Consider the following 17,731-nt stretch of genomic DNA (forward strand, 5'->3'; position numbering starts at 1 on the left):
TAAACATAGTGTTTAATCCGTTTGCTGCGTCAGGTGACGCGTAACGGAGAACCTGCATGAAATTTGTCGATCAACATTCCGCCACACGTAAGGAATGGCTCCGCGACGAGCAGACGCCCCGCGTCACGCCGTCCGAGCCTGCCCGCCAAAGCAACTTTGAGAAGTCGAAAGTCTTCCGCTGGACGGTCGTCGCCGCATTGCTGTTTGTCGTCGTAAACGTGTTCCAGGACGACCCTGTCGTCGCACCGACGACCGCCTATCACGTCACCGTCTAAACCGCCCCGATCCTGCCGGGGCGAACGCCCCCGGCGTCATGGAGACCACCATGCCGCGAATCAAAGGCCAAACCCTTCCCCTCGTCGACGTCGAGCGTCGCGACACCCTCTCACTTCGCACCATTACGCGATACGACCGGAACGCACGCCGTCCGTCGACACCGATCCTGATCGGCAAGTACGTTGTCGGACGCCGCCCGCTGGCGGACAGCGTGCATACGGAGTATTTGATCCTCGACGGCACTGAGATCGCCGGCAAGCAAATCTCGATTCCGGACGAAGGCAACTGCGCAGACGCGATCAAGCGCCTGCGCGACGCTAAGCGCGCAGCTGACGTCGAGGCGTCGAAAGCGATCAATAGAGCGAAGAAGCGCGGCAAGACGGGGACGGCAGCAACGCAGGAGGTTGCGTAATGGACGACCGCACGCAACAGCTCGACCTCACCGCGCCGATCCCGACCGGAAACATTAAGGCCGCAGCCGCAGCGGCCGGCGCAACGTCGGCAGACCTGTGGATGGTCCCCTACGAACAGCTTCGCTACGACCCGTCCGACAATATCCGACCGGTTGATCCCGAATGGGTGACGCACCTCACCGCCCTCATCGCGGCGAACGGGTATGACAAGGGGTCACCCCTCCACTGCTATGCGCGAAAGGTCGACGGGAAGGATCTGCTGTACGTGTACAAGGGGCAGCACCGCTACCTCGCTGCCGGCAAGGCGATCGAAGCTGGCAAGGACATCGGGAAGATCCCGGTCGTCGTCCGCGACGCCAAGACAGTCAACCGCGCCGAAATGGTGATCGACGGCTATCTCAGCAACGACAGCAAGCGATCGTCGCCGCTCGAACTGGCTGGCGTTGTTGCCGAGCTACGCGACATTCATGGCATGACGCTCGCAGCCATCTGCGAGCGCCTTAATGTCACTGACCAAACGATCCGCGACGTCGGTCTACTCGAACGCGCCCCGCTCGAACTGCATCGCATGGTTCGTGACGGCGCAGTCGCCGGCACGCTCGCGATCGAGCAGATCCGCGAACACGGGGCAGATAAAGCGCTCGAGCGGCTGCAGAAAGGCGCAACGAAGGCAGCAGCGTCTGGCAAGGCGCGCGTGACGAAGAAGCATCTCGACGCGGCACCCACGCAGTCGCCGACCGCGGACGCAGCAGTCGAGACACACGGGCCCGCGCAAACGCCCGCCCGGACGACTGCGTCCGCCAAGATCAGCGAGAAACAGTCAAAGCAACTTTTGCAGGCGCTCCAGGCCGTGCTGCACGACCCCGTGTTCGGCAAGCTTGCTGCGGGCACCATCGACGCAGTACATGCCGCGCTAACGCCACTCGCGGATCTGCTCGATACTCCGCCCGCAAGCAAGACTGCCTACGCCATTGCGACCGCAAATGATCACGGCGTCTATACGCCGACGGACATCGTGTCCGCACCGAAGCAACAACGCACTGGCCGAAGCCCGGCAGAAATTCGGATCGCGCTGATTGCCAAAGGCGTCTGGATCTACGGGATGGATTACACGATCGGGACTGCCGGCGGTGCCTCGCCTTGCTCATACCACGCGGGTATGGCGACCTATCCGACCCGCGTGCAGGCAATTCGCGGGGCCGTCCGTGACCTCACCCTGCGCATCGAGACGAGCACCTCCATGTCGAAGGCCAAGGAAACCGCAAGCGTACGCAAATGGCTCGACAACCTGTATGCGATGCCCGATCCCGACTGGAGGCCGGAAATGGCGCTGGAGACGCCCCAATGACTCCGCGCCCGGCCCTTTCTACCCCACGTCCGCTGCCGCGAAAGCGGGAAAACGCGAACAGCCTCGCGGCTATCAAACTGGCGAGCGTCAACGGCACTTCGATGCAGTCGAACTGCGACGGGCTGACACCCGCAAAAGCGATCCAGAAAGACGAAGCGCCGCTCGCGCGGCGCAAACCTATACAGACGGACGACGCCTTGGCGGATATCCGCCAAGGCAGGCTCACGCGACTCAACGCCCTTCGCATCGAGATCCGCGCGCTGATCACCGAGATCTCGCACGCGGCAGACGTCGAGCCGCTGGACCTGATGGCCGGCGAGATCGGCTCGTCCGCTCGCCATAAAGCCGCGCAGGACACGCGCACCTGGGCAGAAACCACCGGCATCACGCTGGAAACTGGCTTGATGCAGCTCGCGCGCTCGATGCCTTTCGATCAATATGGAAAATTCTGCGTATGACGGTAGCGATGAAACCAATCTACCTTGATATCACGTCGGTTTCTGCCGCAATCTCACTGTCGCCCGCAGTGATTCACAAACTAGTGCGTCAGGAGCAATTCCCGAAACCACGCGCACTTTCTGGTCGACGCGTTGGATGGCTCACGCGCGAAATCGAAGCATGGGCCGAAGCGAGAACCGTGTCGGAATTTTTGCCCCCTGCCAACTGCGGGACCGGCCGCAGCAGGGCAAGAAATGATGAGGGTTAGGAACCGCCCAAGCACTGCAAGCATCTGCACCCGATTCCACGGGCACAGATGCTTCGGCGCGGGATGGCCGATTGAATAATCGAGATGCCGAACACTCAGCTGGCGTTCATTACTCTGATCAGATTGGAATTGAACTCTTCAACGGTTAAACTCGCGTACATAAAATTATTGAACAAGACATCAAATTGATCCCGCACCTTATCACCGAGGACCGCGCTCATATCGACGGCCCCCTCCAATGTATTAAACAAATTCTGCAACTCAGGAGTCAGATCACTGTATTTTTGCGACATAATAACTCACCCTCCTCACAAGAATCACACGCCCACACTCCCGCACCCGGATCAACGCAAGCAATTCGAACCCATCAAGCCTCATTAATGTAATAATCAACAGTCGCATTACGATCATCATTTCCGTCGTGACCGACCTTGAATCCATCTGCATCGCATTCAATCGAATAATGACTTTCAGCAGAAAACGGATCCATCCAATTGACGTAAACGTTGTACGTCGATTGATCGAAGAATTGATACCGAAGATTGCCCTGCGTGCCAGTGTCGTAGCTATCCGACTCACTCTCCCATTGCCCGACATCACCAGGAAGGATTTGATCGGGAGGTGAGGTTACCCACTCACCGCGCTCCAACTGAACCGATGATTTATCTAGCGTCAATAGAAATTTCGTGTTGTTGGTAAACTTCGCGATCACGCTACGTGCAGCCATTTCAGTCACCCCTCGCTCAAAGTAGCACTACCAACTCACCACATCATCACGCTCTCAAATTCTATTGAATAAATACTATTCTGAAAAAATAGGACAAAAAATATTGACAAGAAAGCTGTCATTCTTGACAGGCCAAATAAGTCAAAAATGCGACCATGCCTTTCGCCGCAGCACCCCAAGTGCGACCCATGGAGACACTGGCCCGCACTTGAGCACCAAGTGCGACAACGACTCGACCGTTCGCGCCGCACCTTTAGTTCCCCAATGGGAACGCTCTTTTGTACGAAAGCCGCTGCTAGCGCGACGCTGAGAGCGCGCTTGGCGCGACAGATTGCGAGTCGAGTACGGCCAAGTCTTCCAGCCTCGAACTCAGTTTTGCCAGCCAATACCGACGTTCGTTGTCGTATCCATGCCGGTTGTAAACGCCGCCGACGCCCCGGAGCATATGCCCGAGAACTGCTTCACCGATTTCGAACGGACACCCCAAAGCAGCCAGCATAGTGCGGACCGTACGGCGAAGATCATGTGGCGCCCAATGCGTAACGGGAAGGCGAGGCCGCGTCTGTTCCGGCCGCGTTTCGCTGTAGGGCATATGAAAATGGACTGCCTGCCCGAAAACCTTTTGCTCCATGTAGCCTCCCCGCTCTGCCGGGAATAGCCACCGCTTGCCATAACGTGCGAGGCGTCGACGAACAATGGCCTCCGCGCGACCGATCAATGGCACCCGAAGGTCTGTTGCGTTCTCGTGCCGGGCATTTTTTGTTTTGACCTTAGGGATCGTCCACCACAGCCCATCCGGTTCGTCGGTGATTTCAACTCCCTCCATCGCACCAATCTCTGCACCTCGCGTCCCGGTCCAGAGGTACAGCGTCAGCGCATCTTCAACGTTTCGACTGAAGTTCGGCAGCCAGTTGATGAGCGCGCCTGCCTCAGCATCGCTCAGGAATCGCTTAGCTGTTCCGACCGGCTGCCCACCGATCCGCTTACCATTGCTGCGCAGCCGGCCGCGCATGATCTGCCGCCACCAGTTCGGCGCAGATTCAGGGAGCTTGCCGGCGTCGAGTGCATAGTCCCACGCAGCGCCAAGTTCCAGCCGCAGCTTCGACGCCTGCACCGGGATATGGCGGAATGCGTCGATCTTGGCGAACGCGCGCTCACGTGTTAGTTCGGCGGCAGGCAGTTCAGCAAGGTCACCGATCATGGTCAGAAACATCCGGGCAACTTCGGATGCGCCCTTCTGTTTGCGATTGAGCTCCACGTGCCCTTTCAGGTACGCCGCACACACTTCCCCCACTGTCGGCGAATCCCCTTGCTGTACCATTACGGCGACAGTGCCGCGTGCTTGCCGCTTAGACAATGCCGGGTCGTTGCCTGCGTTGCGCTGGTCCCTCAAGCGCTCCCATTCAACGGCCGCAGCTGCGATTGACAGCGCAGGCCATTCGCCGATTTTGATTTGTCGCATGCGCCCGTCGACGGGCGATTTGTACCGGTAAGTCCAGCTACGACGCGAGGCTGTTGCCTCAAGCCTGAGACCGGGACAACCGTCGATATTCAAATGTGCACCGGGCAAAAGTTGCTTTGCAGTGCGTGCGTCAAACCGCATTCAATCCTCGGCGTAGGTTTCCGCCACACACAGGACAGCACCGGCGTAGGCGTAGATTTCGTGAAGGACGAAAAGCTACGCTGGCAACGAGAATTTAGCAAGATGTCGCAACACGGGGAAACTCGATACTGAATCCCCCAAAACTGACGGAATGCCTTGATGGATAAGGACGTGCAGGAAATTACGGAACGAAAACAGCAGCTTACAGAAGCAGCTTTTAGCAACCACACTCCGATGATGCAGCAGTACCTGCGCATCAAGGCCGATCACCCCGACACGCTCGTCTTTTACCGGATGGGCGACTTCTACGAGCTGTTCTTCGAGGATGCGGAGAAAGCGGCGCGTCTGCTCGATCTGACCCTCACGCAACGCGGCGCATCGGCCGGCACGCCGATCAAGATGGCCGGCGTCCCGCATCACGCGGTCGAACAGTATCTGGCGAAGCTCGTGAAGATGGGCGAATCGGTCGCGATCTGCGAGCAGATCGGCGACCCTGCGACGTCGAAGGGGCCGGTCGAACGCAAGGTCGTGCGCGTCGTCACGCCCGGCACGCTGACCGACGCGGCACTGCTGTCCGACAAGAACGACGTCTACCTGCTCGCGATGTGCACGGGGCACAACAAGCGTGGCGTGGCGGTCAACATCGGCCTCGCGTGGCTGAACCTCGCAAGCGGCGCGCTGCGGCTCGCCGAAATCGAACCCGAGCAGCTCGGCGCCGCGCTCGAACGCATCCGGCCGGCCGAGATCCTCACGGCGGACGGCGCGACTGACGCCGTGCCCGCCGGCGCCGGCGCGATCAAGCGCGTGCCGGCATGGCACTTCGATATCGCGTCGGGCACGCAGCGCCTGTGCGACCAGCTCGACGTCGCGGGCCTCGACGGCTTCGGCGCGCATTCGCTGACGAGCGCATGCGGCGCAGCCGGCGCACTGCTGCTGTACGCGGCCGCTACACAGGGTCAGCAACTGCGTCACGTGCGCAGTCTGAAGGTCGAGAACGAAACCGAATACATCGGGCTCGATCCGGCAACGCGCCGCAACCTCGAACTGACCGAAACCCTGCGCGGCACCGAATCGCCGACGCTGTACTCGCTGCTCGACACCTGCTGCACGACGATGGGCAGCCGCCTGCTGCGCCACTGGCTGCATCACCCGCCGCGCGCGTCCGTCGCCGCGCAGTCACGCCAGCAAGCGATCAGCGCGCTGCTCGAGGCGCCCGTGAACGCGAGCCTCGACGCACTGCGAACCGCCCTGCGCCAGATCGCCGACGTCGAGCGGATCACCGGTCGTCTCGCGCTGCTGTCCGCGCGCCCGCGCGATCTGTCGAGCCTGCGCGACACGTTCGCGGCGCTGCCCGCGCTGCGCGAACGCATCAGCGCGATCGTCGCGAACGCGGATGCGCTCACGCGCGTCGATGCGGCGCTCGCGCCGCCCGCCGAATGTCTCGACCTGCTGACGAGCGCGATCGCCCCCGAGCCTGCCGCGATGGTGCGCGACGGCGGTGTGATCGCGCGCGGCTACGATGCGGAGCTCGACGAGCTGCGCGACATCTCCGAGAACTGCGGTCAGTTCCTGATCGATCTCGAGGCGCGCGAGCGTACCCGCACGGGCATCGCGAACCTGCGCGTCGAATACAACAAGGTGCACGGCTTCTACATCGAAGTCACGCGCGGCCAGACCGACAAGGTGCCGGACGACTATCGCCGCCGCCAGACGCTGAAGAACGCCGAGCGCTACATCACGCCCGAACTGAAGACTTTCGAGGACAAGGCGCTGTCCGCGCAGGAACGCGCGCTGGCCCGCGAGCGCGCGCTGTACGACGGCGTGCTGCAGGCACTGCTGCCGTTCATTGCCGAGTGTCAGCGCGTCGCGTCGGCGCTCGCCGAGCTCGACGTGCTCGCCGCGTTCGCCGAGCGCGCCCGCACGCTCGACTGGGTTGCGCCCGCCTTCACCGACGAAATCGGCATCGAGATCGAACAGGGGCGTCACCCCGTCGTCGAAGCGCAGGTCGAGCAGTTCATCGCGAACGACTGCCGATTCGGCGCCGAGCGCAAACTGCTGCTGATCACCGGCCCGAACATGGGCGGTAAGTCGACCTTCATGCGGCAGACGGCACTGATCGCGCTGATGGCGTACGTCGGCAGCTACGTGCCGGCGAAGTCGGCCTGCTTCGGCCCGATCGACCGGATCTTCACGCGGATCGGCGCGGCCGACGACCTCGCCGGCGGCCGCTCGACCTTCATGGTCGAGATGACCGAAGCGGCTGCGATCCTGAACGACGCGACACCGCAGAGCCTCGTGCTGATGGACGAAATCGGCCGCGGCACGTCGACGTTCGACGGCCTCGCGCTCGCATGGGCCATCGCGCGCCATCTGCTGGCGCAAAACGGCTGCTACACGCTGTTCGCGACGCATTACTTCGAGTTGACGCAACTGCCCGCGGAATTCCCGCAAGCGGCCAACGTCCACTTGTCGGCCGTCGAGCACGGTCACGGCATCGTGTTCCTGCACGCGGTCAACGAAGGCCCGGCGAACCAGAGCTACGGGCTGCAGGTTGCGCAACTCGCGGGCGTGCCGGCACCGGTGATCCGCGCCGCGCGCAAGCATCTCGCGTATCTCGAACAGCAGTCGGCCACGCAGCATACGCCGCAGCTCGATCTGTTCAGCGCGCCGCCCGCCGCGACCGACGAACTCGAATGCGCGGATGCGCCCGCGCCGTCCGACACTTCGCATCCGGCGCTCGAAAGGCTGCGCGACATCGATCCCGACGACCTCAAGCCGCGCGACGCGCTCGACCTGCTGTACGAACTGCGCACGCTCGTCCGCTCGCACGATGCCGACGGGCACGCATAAACGCACCCCGTCGGGCTGGCCGGCCCGGGCCACCGCTGCGCTGGTCGCGGCGATGCTTGCGCTGGCGCAGGCCGGCGCGCTGGCCGCGCCGCCCAAACGTGCCGCCGCCCCCTATTCGTTCGCGGTCGTGTCGGGCGTCATCGACGCGCCGGCCGACGAACCTGCCGCACAGCGGCTGTTCGAATCGATCGCGCGCGAACGCAATCTGGCCTTCGTCGTCTATGCAGGCAACATCAAGGGTGCGAAGGAAGCGTGCCGCGATTCGCTGTATACGCAGCGCGGCGCGATCCTGGATGCATCGCGCGTGCCGCTCGTGCTCATTCCCGGTCACGACGACTGGGTAACGTGCAACACGGCGGCAGGCGGCAGCTACGACCCGGTCGAACGCCTGGACTTCCTGCGTCAGACGCTACTGGCCGACGCGGCGCTGCCCGACCCCGGCGCGCTGCAGATCACGCGCGAAAGCGAAGTCGCCCGCTTCCGGCCCTATCGTGAAAACGCGCGCTGGCTGCATGACGACGTCGTCTACGTCGCGCTGAACGCACCGGCGCCGAACAATCACTATCTGACGGCCGGCGGGCGCAACGGCGAATTCGAGGACCGCATCATCGCGAACGGCTTCTGGATCGACCATGCGGCCGAATATGCGAAGCGGCGCGAAGCGCGCGCGATGGTGGTGATTTTCGAAGGCGATCCGCAGTTCGATCGCTATGAACGTGCCGAACGCTTTGCGTGGTTGCGTTTCAACCGGCCGCGCGTCCGTGACGGCTTTCGTGAACTGAAACGAACGCTGGTGAAGGCGGCAGCGACATTCCGCGGCCCGATCCTGGTGATGCACGCGAGCAGCGAGCCGCTTGCGAACGGCTTCCTGATCGATCGCCCGCTGCATGCGGACGATGGCGTGCTGGTGGGAAATGTGACGCGTGTCGCGATCGGACCGCGTCATCCGGCGAATCAGTGGGTGAAGGTCAACGTGTCGCCGGCGCGGCAGACCATCTTCAACGTGAGCGTCCAGGACGTCCCGAAGGATCTGCCGATTCCGCCCGCGCTGCCGGCCGTGCCGCGCGACGAGGTCCCGCTGCCGCAGATGCCGGAGATCCCGGCCTTGCCGGCATTGCCCGACTCGTCGTCGGTCGCGCCGCCGCTGCAGGGCGACGGCACGACTCCGGGCGGCGCTTCGTGGCCCGCGCCGCCCCCTGCTTCAGGGCCGGCGCCGGGCCTGCCCGCCAGCTCAGTGCAGGGTACGCCCTGACGGCGCGTCGCCGTCGTCGTCTTCGTCCTCGTCGACGATTTCGAGGCCTTCCGCGCCATGCGCGTGCTCATGCTCGATCTCGTCCTCGGTCGCTTCGCGAACGTCCTTGACCGTCAGCGCGAAACGCAGCGCCATGCCCGCGAGCGGGTGGTTGCCGTCGAGCACGACTTTGTCCTCGGCGATGTCGGTGACCGTGTAGATCAGCGAATCCACTTCCTCGTCGCCGTCTTCCGGCGTGCCTTCGAACTGCATGCCCACTTCGATCGGCTCGGGAAAACGATCGCGCGGCTCGATCTTCACGAGTTCGGGATCGTAGTCGCCGAACGCGTCCTGCGGCTCGAGCTGAATCTGCGCCTGGTAACCAGGCTCCTGGCCGTCGAGCTGTTCCTCGATCTTGGGGAACGTGCCATCATAGCCGCCGTGCAGATAAACCATCGGCTCGTCGCTTTCCTCGATCAGATTGCCTTGCGCATCCGACAGCTTGTAAGTGACCGACACGACGGTGTTTTTTGCGATTTTCATCCAATTCTCCCAAATACAAGTCTCATTATACGATGCGCAACCGGTCTCAAGCCGAACCGCGGGATACCGCTGCCGCCCCGCACGGCGCGCCGCCTTCCGATCTTCCCACACCGCTGCTCGGCGGCCTCTCGCCGGCGCAATTCATGCGCCGCTACTGGCAGAAGAAGCCGCTGCTGATCCGCCAGGCGATCCCCGGCGTGAAGCCGCCGGTCACGCGCGACGCCCTGTTCGAGCTCGCAGCCGACTATGACGCCGAATCGCGACTGATCACCCATTTTCGTAACAAGTGGCAACTGGCCCACGGTCCGTTCGAGCCGGGCGCGCTGCCTGCCGTTTCGCGCAAGTCCTGGTCCTTGCTCGTGCAGGGGCTCGACCTGCACGTCGACGCGGCACGCGCGCTGCTCGACCGCTTCCGCTTCATCCCGGACGCGCGCCTCGACGACCTGATGATTTCGTATGCGACTGACGGCGGCGGCGTCGGCCCGCACTTCGACTCGTACGACGTATTTCTGCTGCAGGTCGAGGGCCGGCGCCGCTGGCGCATCGGTGCGCAGAAGGACCTGTCGCTGCAGCCGGACGTCCCGCTGAAGATCCTCGAGCATTTCGAGCCGAGCGACGAGTGGGTGCTGGAGCCGGGCGACATGCTGTACCTGCCGCCGCACATCGCGCACGACGGCGTGGCCGAAGGCGAATGCATGACCTGCTCGATCGGCTTTCGGGCGCCGTCCGCCGGGGAGCTGGGCGCGCAATTCCTGTACTACCTCGCTGAACGCGGCGGCCTGCGCGACGAGCGTGGCGACGCGCTTTACCGCGACCCGAAGCAGCCGGCGGTCGACACCCCTGCGCAACTGCCGCCGGCGATGGTCGATCGCGTCGCCGAGATCGTCGATGCGATCCGCTGGCGCAAGCGCGACGTCGCCGAATTCCTCGGTTGCTACCTGAGCGAACCCAAATCAAACGTAGTATTCGAGCCGCCGGCGCGTCCGCTGTCGGAGGCCGCGTTCGTCGCGCAGGCATCGCGCCGGGGCGTGTATCTCGACAGACGGGCCGCATTGATGTATAACGCGCGCTCGTACTTCATTAATGGCGAGGAAGAACCGCTCGAGCAGGCCGGCGAATGGCTGCCCGAACTGGCCAATCTGCGCCACATGGAGGCGAAACGGTTTGTAACACTATCCCGGGTTCCCTCAATGACAGCCTTGCTGCACGAGTGGTATTGTGCGGGCTGGATACGGGTCGGAAACCGGATTTAGTGAGCCTCCCCGTATGCCCGTGCAGATCAAATTCTGTATGGGAAAGACAACGTATTGACCCCGCATTTGTCGACGGTCGATAGGAAAGTGCATATAATTTCCGCCCAAGCCGTAGGGAAGATTCACGCTCTAGAAGTGCGTCTCCACCAGCGGCCCAGGTCGGTGTTGGAGCACATTACCGGTATTGTTTCGCGCTGTTGCTTACCTTTAACCATAAAAGGACGTGATCATGAAGAAATCCCTCCTCGTAGCTTCCCTGTTGGCTGCTGTTGCACTGGCTGCTTGCAACAAGAGCGCTGATCAAGCTGCTTCGTCGGCTGCTAGCGACGCATCGGCTGCTGCTTCGTCGGCTGCTTCGGCAGTTGCTGGTGCTGCGAGCGACGCTTCGGCTGCTGCTTCGTCGGCGACGGCTGCTGCGAGCGACGCAGCTGCTGCTGTGGCGTCGGCTGCTTCGGCAGCGACGGCTGCTCCGGCTTCGGGCGCAAGCCAGTAAGCCTCAGCATCAGCTGAAAAAAAACCGGCCCTTCGGGCCGGTTTTTTTACGTCTGTCGGTTACGCGCATCATTTCCGGCAGCCAGGCCGGCCAGGAGCCGTCCTGTACGCCCTATCCTGCGCCCCGCTCAGCCGAGCGTCAGCCAGTCGAAGCCCGCGTCCTGCGTGGCCACGACCACTTCCTCCCCGTCCGTTCCCAGCACGCCGGCCAATGCCTGGCGGGCCAGCTCGGGCCGGTTGTTCTGCTGGCTCAGGTGCGCCGCGACCAAGTGCTGGAGGCGGCTGCGTTCGAGCGATGCGAGGATGTCCGCGGCGGCGGCGTTGCTCAGGTGGCCGTGATTGCCGCCGATCCGCGCCTTCAACGACTGCGGATAGCGGCTCCCGGCGAGCATCTCGGTATCGTGGTTGGATTCGAGCACCAGCGCGTCACAACCGCTCAGTACGGCCGTGATATGCGGTGTGGCCATTCCGACGTCGGTCAGCACGCCGAGCCGGCTGCAACCGTCCATGAAGACGAACTGGAGCGGTTCCCGCGCGTCATGGGGCACCGTATAAGGCATCACGGCCAGATCGCGAATCGCGGCCGTCTCGTCGCCCCACAACACGTGGAGATCGACATCGGCTTCGTCCGCGCCCACCGCGCGTGCCGTGCCCCAGCTCATGTAGAGCGGCAGCGACCCGCGCCGCGCGAGCGTCAGCGCGCTACCGACGTGGTCGCTGTGTTCGTGGGTGATGAGGATCGCATCGAGATCGTCGATGGCGAGATTCAGGCGGCCGAGGCGGCGCTCGACCTCCTTCGCTGAAAAACCGCAGTCGAGCAGCACGCGGGTGGTCGTCGTGCCGCTCGAGACCTCGACGACCAGCGCGTTGCCTTCGCTGCCGCTACCGAGGCTGGCGAAGCGCACGCGATCAGTTCAACTGGGCGTGCAGCAGCGAAATGATCCGCTGCGCGTCCGACGAGTTGTCGACCTTGCCGTTCGCGTCGACCACCGCGACCTGCGTGCCGCCACTGCCCTGCGCGCGCACGTTGACCAGGTATTCTTTGCCCGGCTTGGCCGCCGACGGGCCGCCGTAGAACAGCTTGCCGAACAGCCCGTCGCGCTTGAGCTCTTCCATCGTGTTCGCGTAACGGACCGTGTACACGCCCTTCTCGCGGTCGCGATTGTCGACCGCGAAGTTGGTACGGTCGAGCGCGAGACCGACGCGCAGCCATGCACGGTCGAACGATTCCGCCAGTTGCAGCGTCGCGGCACCGCTGCTCGTATCGCTGACCTGCGCCGGTGCCGTCGCGGGACGCGCATCGGTCAGCAGTTGCTTCGCCTGCGCGTCGCTCAGGCCGAACTTCTGCATGAGCTTCGACAGGAACACGGCCTCGAGCACCGGATTGCGCGGACGCTCTTCCCAGCGCGACGACGTGCCACCCTGCGGGCCGACCATCATTTCCTCCATCGCGCTGTGCGTGATCGAGATGTCGGTGTTGCCGTCCGGCGTGCGGTTCACGAGCGTGCGGAAACGGTCGCGCGTGCCCGACGAGTAAGCGAAGTCGATGACCTTGCCGATCGTGCGACGGAACCAGTCGTCGGGAATGTTCGCGCGGTTCTCGGCCCAGTCGGTGGCCATGATGCCGGTCGACGGTGCGTCGGTCTTCAGCGAGAAGCCGTTCTCCTGCCAGAATTCCTTCAGGATCGGCCAAAGCTGCTCGGGCGTGCGCCCGTCCACGACGAGCCAGCGGCGGTCGCCATCGCGCTCGATATGCATGCCGAGCGGATCCTGCGCGCTCGGGACACCGTCGGTCGCGTTGCCGGCGGCCGTCGTCGCCCGCGGCGGCAGCGTGCCGAGACCGGCGTTGCTCGGCGGCGCGACGAACTGCTGGGTCGTCGGCACCGGCTTCAGGTCGCTCGGCACCGCGAGCGGCGGCGCCGAACCCGTGTTCTTGTAGTTGACCCGGTCAGGAGCCAGATAATCGTTCAGCGTATCGCAGCCGGCGAGCGCGCCCAGCGCCAGCGCCACCACCGAAACCTGGATGGCGCGAGAGGAAAAGGCGAAACGTTTCATGAAATCCTTCGTCTTGCTAGAACGCTCGTCAGGAGCGGCGCCGGACGGAGCCGGCCGGTGCGGGTTGATGAGGGGTCGAGCCGGCGGCCGCAGGACACGGCCGCCTGAGCATCAGAGGACGCCGGCCTCGACGAGGGCCGAACGCACGACATCGTGACAGCGCTCGTCGAGCGGCGTGAGCGGCAGGCGGATGCCGCCCTGCATCTTGCCCATTGCCTGCAGCGCCCACTTCACCGGAATCGGGTTCGCCTCGACGAACAGGTTCTTGTGCAGCGACAGCAGCTTCATGTGCAGCTCGCGCGCCGTTGCGACGTCGCCGGCCAGCGCCGCGCGGCACAGGTCGCTCATCGCGCGCGGCGCGACGTTCGCCGTCACCGAGATGTTGCCGTGGCCGCCGAGCAGCATCAGCGCGATCGCGGTCGGATCATCGCCGCTGTAGATCGCGAAATGCTTCGGCGCGGCCTTGATCAGGTGCGCGGCGCGATCGATGTTGCCGGTCGCGTCCTTCACGCCGATGATGCCCGGCACCTGCGCGAGGCGCAGCGTCGTCTCGTGCGCCATGTCCGCGACCGTCCGGCCGGGCACGTTGTACAGGATCACCGGCAGGTCGACCGCTTCGGCGATCGTCTTGAAGTGCCGGTACATCCCTTCCTGCGTGGGCTTGTTGTAGTACGGCACGACCTGCAGCGTCGCGTCGGCGCCAACGGCCTTCGCATGCTTCGTCAGTTCGATCGCCTCGGCGGTCGAATTGCCGCCCGCGCCCGCGATGATCGGGATGCGCTTCGCCGCATGCTCGACCGCCGTGCGGATCATCAGGATGTGCTCTTCGACGTTGAGCGTTGCCGACTCGCCGCTCGTGCCGACCACGACGAGTGCGTCGGTGCCTTCCGCGATGTGCCAGTCGATCAGTTTGCGAAACGCCGGCAGGTCGAGACTGCCGTCTTCGAGCATCGGGGTGACGATCGCGGGGATGCTGCCGCGGATTTGAATGCCGTCTTGGGTGCCGTTAGCCATGAAACGCGATTGATTGATGTACCGGTAAACGTTGAGATTGTAGCGGATTAGCCGGGCAGTTCGTAACGTGGAATTCCCGCCCCCGCCGTCGGGGTCGCGCCCTCGCGTACCGCGCAGACGCGCTGCACGAACGCCTCGCGCGGCGCGGCGACGAATCCGTCCTCGTACGCGACCACCCGCAGGCGGCCGCGCACCGCGTCCAGCAGCTCGCCCGGGGCGAGCAGGAACGCGGGATTGGACGGCTTGCCGACCGTTTCGTTTCCTTGCGCGAAGGTTTCGTAGATCAGCACGCCGCCCGGCGCCACCGCATCGAGCAGTTGGGGCCAAAGCGGGCGATGCAGATAATGGGTGACGATCACTGCCGCGAACGACGCGCCGGCCGGCAGCGGCCAGGGCGCGCCCTCGAGATCGGCGTCGCGCACATCGACGCCGGCAATCGCGCGCAATGCGGCCAGCGCGGCCGGATCGCGGTCGAGCGCGACGACCGGATGCCCGTGCGACGCAAACCAGCGTGCATGGCGGCCGCCGCCCGCGGCGACGTCGAGCACCGCGCCGCCCGCCGGGACGAGCCGCGACCAGCGGGCGACCCAGCGCGACGGTTCGGTCTGGACGACGTGGCCGCCCGCGGCGGCAATAACAGGTTCGCGCATGCCGTCAGGTCAGGTGTACGACAGACCCATCGCCTCGCGCACGTCGCGCATCGTCTCGACCGCGTGCTTGCGCGCCTTGTCGCAGCCGTCCGCGACGATCGCGCGCAGCAGCGACGGATCGTCCATGTACTTCTGTGCGCGCTCGAGCATCGGCTGCTGTTCGCGCAGGATCCCTTCGACGACCGGCTGCTTGCAGTCGAGGCAGCCGATGCCCGCCGAGCGGCAGCCGCTCTGCACCCACTGGTGCGTCGTTTCGTCCGTATAGACCTGATGCAGCTGCCACACCGGGCACTTGTCCGGATCGCCCGGATCCGTGCGGCGCACGCGCGCCGGATCGGTCGGCATCGTGCGGACCTTCTTCGTGATCGTCTCCGCGTCCTCACGCAGGCCGATCGTATTGCCGTACGACTTCGACATCTTCTGGCCATCGAGGCCCGGCATCCGGGACGCTTCGGTCAACATCGCCTGCGGCTCGACCAGGATGATCTTGCGCGCGCCTTCGAGATAGCCGAACAGGCGCTCGCGGTCGCTCATCGACAGGCTCTGCGATTCCTGCAGCATCGCGCGCGCCTGTTCGAGCGCCTCGTCGTCGCCTTCCTGCTGATACGCGTTGCGCAGCTCGTGATAAAGCTTCGCGCGCTTGCCGCCGAGCTTCTTCGCCGCTTCGAGCGCCTTCTCCTCGAAGCCCGGCTCGCGGCCGTACAGGTAGTTGAAGCGGCGCGCGATCTCGCGCGTCATCTCGACGTGCGGCACCTGGTCCTCGCCGACCGGCACGAGCGAGCCGCGATACAGCAGGATGTCGGCCGCCATCAGCACCGGGTAGCCGAGGAAGCCGTAGGTCGACAGGTCCTTGTCCTTCAGCTTCTCCATCTGCTCCTTGTAGGTCGGCACGCGTTCGAGCCAGCCGAGCGGCGTGCTCATGCCGAGCAGCAGCGCGAGTTCCGCATGCTCGGGCACCTTGCTCTGGATGAACAGCGTCGCCTGCGCCGGATCGATGCCGGACGCGAGCCAGTCGATCAGCACGTCCCACACGTTCTTCTCGATGACCTCGGGTGTTTCGTAGTGCGTCGTCAGCGCATGCCAGTCGACCACGCAGAAGAAGCACGGGTACTCGGACTGCAGCTTCACCCAGTTTTTCAGCACGCCGTGGTAGTGGCCGAGGTGCAGCGACCCGGTGGGTCGCATGCCGGAGAAAATACGATCTGGGAACATGATTGTCGTTAGAAAAGCGAGGCGAAGGGAGACAGGATGGCGCTCAACACGCCGGCCGCGGCGTTCACGAGCGGACGCAGCCAGAAGTTCGTCAGCACGCCCGTCATGACCAGCACGAGGACGATGATGAAACCATACGGCTCGATGCGCGACAGCGCGATCGATTGCTTCGGCGGCAGCAGCGCCGCCAGGATGCGGCCGCCGTCGAGCGGCGGCAGCGGAAACAGGTTCAGCACGCCGAGCACCAGGTTCGCGCTGACGCCTGCGTAGGCCATCCGCGTGAAGAACGGCTCGTCGATGCCGGCAGCGGGCAGCACGATGGTCAGCACGCCCCAGATCAGGGCCTGCACGAAGTTGCAGGCCGGCCCCGCCAGCGACACCCACAGGCTGCCCCAGCGCGGATTGCGCAAGTTGCCGAACGACACCGGCACCGGCTTCGCATAGCCGAACAGGAAGGCGCCGCCCGTCAGGAAATACATCGCGAGCGGGATCGCGATCGTGCCGAGCGGATCGATGTGGCGCATCGGGTTGAACGACACGCGCCCCATCATGTAGGCGGTGTTGTCGCCGAGCAGGCGTGCGGCATAGCCGTGCGCGGCCTCGTGCAGCGTGATCGCGAAGATCACGGGCAGCGCGTAGACGGCGATGGTCTGTATCAGGGAAGCGTCCATATCGCGTTATTGTAACAAGCGCACTCGCGCAAAAATGAAAGGCGCTTACGCGGCCGAAAGCCCGAACGGTTCGAGCGCGCCGCGCCCCGCGCGCACGAGCTGCGGCTCGTCGCCCGTCAGGTCGATCACCGTCGACGGCTCGCGCGGACACGCGCCGCCGTCGATCACGAGATCGACCTGCTTCTCGAGCCGCGCGCGGATGTCGTCGGGATCGTTGAGCGGCTCGTCGTCCGGCGGCAGGATCAGCGTCGTGCCGAGCAGCGGCTGGCCGAGCGATTCGAGCAGCGCGAGCGTGATCGCGTGGTCGGGCACGCGCAGCCCGATCGTCTTGCGCGACGGGTGCGACAGCCGGCGCGGCACTTCCTTCGTCGCCTGCAGGATGAACACGTACGGGCCCGGCGTCACCGACTTGATCTGCCGGTACTGACGATTGTCCACCATCGCGAAGTTCGCCAGTTCCGACAGGTCGCGCACGAGCAGCGAAAGATGCTGCTTCTCGTCGAGGCCACGGATGCGGCGCACGCGCTCGACCGCGTCCTTGTCGTCGAGGTGGCACGCGAGCGCGTAGCTCGAATCGGTCGGCATCGCGATCACGCCGCCCTTGCTGACGATGTCCGCGGCCTGCTTGATCAGGCGCGGCTGCGGATTATCCGGATGAATCCTGAAGAACTGGGACATGGGGACACG

The 17,731-nt window shown here is 64.3% G+C and carries 19 protein-coding genes; 8 read left to right on the forward strand and 11 right to left on the reverse strand.

The window, feature by feature from the left end; translation table 11 throughout:
- Positions 1-56: 56 nt before the first annotated feature.
- From HWX25_RS12265 to HWX25_RS12285, 5 genes are read left to right on the forward strand one after another with little or no spacing between them, the layout of a single operon-like run.
- Entirely contained in the window at positions 57-275 is a 219-nt protein-coding gene (locus HWX25_RS12265) for a hypothetical protein (RefSeq protein WP_059545821.1), read from the forward strand.
- A 50-nt stretch (positions 276-325) separates the two neighbouring features.
- Complete coding sequence (locus tag HWX25_RS12270) at positions 326-688, forward strand: hypothetical protein (RefSeq protein WP_059545840.1); 363 nt, start codon at positions 326-328, stop codon at positions 686-688.
- Positions 688-2,037 (forward strand): pyridoxal phosphate biosynthetic protein PdxJ, encoded by a 1,350-nt coding sequence (locus tag HWX25_RS12275; RefSeq protein ID WP_175908649.1) that lies wholly within the window; start codon positions 688-690, stop codon positions 2,035-2,037. Before HWX25_RS12270 ends, HWX25_RS12275 begins: the two co-directional genes overlap by 1 nt.
- On the forward strand, positions 2,034-2,495 hold the full coding sequence (locus HWX25_RS12280) for a hypothetical protein (RefSeq protein WP_244138765.1): 462 nt from the start codon (positions 2,034-2,036) through the stop codon (positions 2,493-2,495). Before HWX25_RS12275 ends, HWX25_RS12280 begins: the two co-directional genes overlap by 4 nt.
- Before the next feature lie 8 nt (positions 2,496-2,503).
- Entirely contained in the window at positions 2,504-2,743 is a 240-nt protein-coding gene (locus HWX25_RS12285; protein WP_175908650.1) for an AlpA family phage regulatory protein, read from the forward strand.
- Between the two features lie 367 nt (positions 2,744-3,110).
- Here the strand turns inward: HWX25_RS12285 and HWX25_RS12290 are convergent, their stop codons facing one another.
- Positions 3,111-3,470: a Crystal protein ET79 gene (locus tag HWX25_RS12290; RefSeq protein ID WP_175908651.1), complete on the reverse strand. Its 360-nt coding sequence runs from the start codon at positions 3,468-3,470 to the stop codon at positions 3,111-3,113.
- 295 nt (positions 3,471-3,765) lie between these two features.
- A complete protein-coding gene (locus HWX25_RS12295; protein WP_175908652.1) occupies positions 3,766-5,073 on the reverse strand; it encodes an integrase family protein in 1,308 nt (435 codons plus the stop codon).
- 159 nt (positions 5,074-5,232) lie between these two features.
- On the opposite strand from HWX25_RS12295, the gene mutS reads away from it, so the two are divergent.
- A complete protein-coding gene (gene mutS, locus HWX25_RS12300; RefSeq protein ID WP_175908653.1) occupies positions 5,233-7,923 on the forward strand; it encodes a DNA mismatch repair protein MutS in 2,691 nt (896 codons plus the stop codon).
- Positions 7,904-9,175 (forward strand): hypothetical protein, encoded by a 1,272-nt coding sequence (locus tag HWX25_RS12305; RefSeq protein ID WP_175908654.1) that lies wholly within the window; start codon positions 7,904-7,906, stop codon positions 9,173-9,175. Before mutS ends, HWX25_RS12305 begins: the two co-directional genes overlap by 20 nt.
- Here the strand turns inward: HWX25_RS12305 and HWX25_RS12310 are convergent.
- Positions 9,155-9,697: a peptidylprolyl isomerase gene (locus HWX25_RS12310; protein ID WP_175908655.1), complete on the reverse strand. Its 543-nt coding sequence runs from the start codon at positions 9,695-9,697 to the stop codon at positions 9,155-9,157. The genes HWX25_RS12305 and HWX25_RS12310 overlap by 21 nt on opposite strands.
- Positions 9,698-9,729: 32 nt before the next feature.
- On the opposite strand from HWX25_RS12310, the gene HWX25_RS12315 reads away from it, so the two are divergent.
- Positions 9,730-10,950, forward strand: a complete 1,221-nt coding sequence (locus HWX25_RS12315) for a cupin domain-containing protein (RefSeq protein WP_175908656.1) — start codon at positions 9,730-9,732, stop codon at positions 10,948-10,950.
- Positions 10,951-11,270: 320 nt separating this feature from the next.
- Here the strand turns inward: HWX25_RS12315 and HWX25_RS12320 are convergent, their stop codons facing one another.
- The 8 genes from HWX25_RS12320 to HWX25_RS12355 form a co-directional block, all read right to left on the reverse strand.
- A complete protein-coding gene (locus HWX25_RS12320; RefSeq protein WP_162499716.1) occupies positions 11,271-11,453 on the reverse strand; it encodes a hypothetical protein in 183 nt (60 codons plus the stop codon).
- 117 nt (positions 11,454-11,570) lie between these two features.
- Positions 11,571-12,347: an MBL fold metallo-hydrolase gene (locus HWX25_RS12325; protein WP_175908657.1), complete on the reverse strand. Its 777-nt coding sequence runs from the start codon at positions 12,345-12,347 to the stop codon at positions 11,571-11,573.
- Positions 12,348-12,351: 4 nt separating this feature from the next.
- A complete protein-coding gene (bamC, locus tag HWX25_RS12330) occupies positions 12,352-13,497 on the reverse strand; it encodes an outer membrane protein assembly factor BamC (protein WP_059535804.1) in 1,146 nt (381 codons plus the stop codon).
- A gap of 111 nt (positions 13,498-13,608) precedes the next feature.
- Entirely contained in the window at positions 13,609-14,511 is a 903-nt protein-coding gene (dapA, locus tag HWX25_RS12335) for a 4-hydroxy-tetrahydrodipicolinate synthase (RefSeq protein WP_059464169.1), read from the reverse strand.
- 47 nt (positions 14,512-14,558) lie between these two features.
- Complete coding sequence (locus HWX25_RS12340; RefSeq protein WP_175908658.1) at positions 14,559-15,161, reverse strand: class I SAM-dependent methyltransferase; 603 nt, start codon at positions 15,159-15,161, stop codon at positions 14,559-14,561.
- Between the two features lie 9 nt (positions 15,162-15,170).
- Positions 15,171-16,373, reverse strand: a complete 1,203-nt coding sequence (locus HWX25_RS12345; protein WP_059690935.1) for a tryptophan--tRNA ligase — start codon at positions 16,371-16,373, stop codon at positions 15,171-15,173.
- Between the two features lie 8 nt (positions 16,374-16,381).
- A complete protein-coding gene (locus tag HWX25_RS12350) occupies positions 16,382-17,044 on the reverse strand; it encodes a site-2 protease family protein (RefSeq protein WP_059817815.1) in 663 nt (220 codons plus the stop codon).
- A gap of 45 nt (positions 17,045-17,089) precedes the next feature.
- Positions 17,090-17,722, reverse strand: coding sequence for an L-threonylcarbamoyladenylate synthase (locus HWX25_RS12355; protein ID WP_059535812.1), 633 nt, complete (start codon positions 17,720-17,722; stop codon positions 17,090-17,092).
- Between the last annotated feature and the right edge of the window lie 9 nt (positions 17,723-17,731).

Origin of the sequence: Burkholderia sp. BCC1640, assembly GCF_902833125.1 — a bacterium.
In the GTDB taxonomy this organism is placed as follows: domain Bacteria; phylum Pseudomonadota; class Gammaproteobacteria; order Burkholderiales; family Burkholderiaceae; genus Burkholderia; species Burkholderia diffusa.

Coding starts and splice junctions, on each gene's coding strand:
- HWX25_RS12265 (WP_059545821.1), top strand. CDS start 57: ATGAAATTTGTCGATCAACATTCCGCCACACGTAAGGAATGGCTCCGC.
- HWX25_RS12270 (WP_059545840.1), top strand. CDS start 326: ATGCCGCGAATCAAAGGCCAAACCCTTCCCCTCGTCGACGTCGAGCGT.
- HWX25_RS12275 (WP_175908649.1), top strand. CDS start 688: ATGGACGACCGCACGCAACAGCTCGACCTCACCGCGCCGATCCCGACC.
- HWX25_RS12280 (WP_244138765.1), top strand. CDS start 2,034: ATGACTCCGCGCCCGGCCCTTTCTACCCCACGTCCGCTGCCGCGAAAG.
- HWX25_RS12285 (WP_175908650.1), top strand. CDS start 2,504: ATGAAACCAATCTACCTTGATATCACGTCGGTTTCTGCCGCAATCTCA.
- HWX25_RS12290 (WP_175908651.1), bottom strand. CDS start 3,470: ATGGCTGCACGTAGCGTGATCGCGAAGTTTACCAACAACACGAAATTT.
- HWX25_RS12295 (WP_175908652.1), bottom strand. CDS start 5,073: ATGCGGTTTGACGCACGCACTGCAAAGCAACTTTTGCCCGGTGCACAT.
- mutS (WP_175908653.1), top strand. CDS start 5,233: ATGGATAAGGACGTGCAGGAAATTACGGAACGAAAACAGCAGCTTACA.
- HWX25_RS12305 (WP_175908654.1), top strand. CDS start 7,904: ATGCCGACGGGCACGCATAAACGCACCCCGTCGGGCTGGCCGGCCCGG.
- HWX25_RS12310 (WP_175908655.1), bottom strand. CDS start 9,697: ATGAAAATCGCAAAAAACACCGTCGTGTCGGTCACTTACAAGCTGTCG.
- HWX25_RS12315 (WP_175908656.1), top strand. CDS start 9,730: ATGCGCAACCGGTCTCAAGCCGAACCGCGGGATACCGCTGCCGCCCCG.
- HWX25_RS12320 (WP_162499716.1), bottom strand. CDS start 11,453: ATGCTGAGGCTTACTGGCTTGCGCCCGAAGCCGGAGCAGCCGTCGCTG.
- bamC (WP_059535804.1), bottom strand. CDS start 13,497: ATGAAACGTTTCGCCTTTTCCTCTCGCGCCATCCAGGTTTCGGTGGTG.
- dapA (WP_059464169.1), bottom strand. CDS start 14,511: ATGGCTAACGGCACCCAAGACGGCATTCAAATCCGCGGCAGCATCCCC.
- HWX25_RS12340 (WP_175908658.1), bottom strand. CDS start 15,161: ATGCGCGAACCTGTTATTGCCGCCGCGGGCGGCCACGTCGTCCAGACC.
- HWX25_RS12345 (WP_059690935.1), bottom strand. CDS start 16,373: ATGTTCCCAGATCGTATTTTCTCCGGCATGCGACCCACCGGGTCGCTG.
- HWX25_RS12350 (WP_059817815.1), bottom strand. CDS start 17,044: ATGGACGCTTCCCTGATACAGACCATCGCCGTCTACGCGCTGCCCGTG.
- HWX25_RS12355 (WP_059535812.1), bottom strand. CDS start 17,722: ATGTCCCAGTTCTTCAGGATTCATCCGGATAATCCGCAGCCGCGCCTG.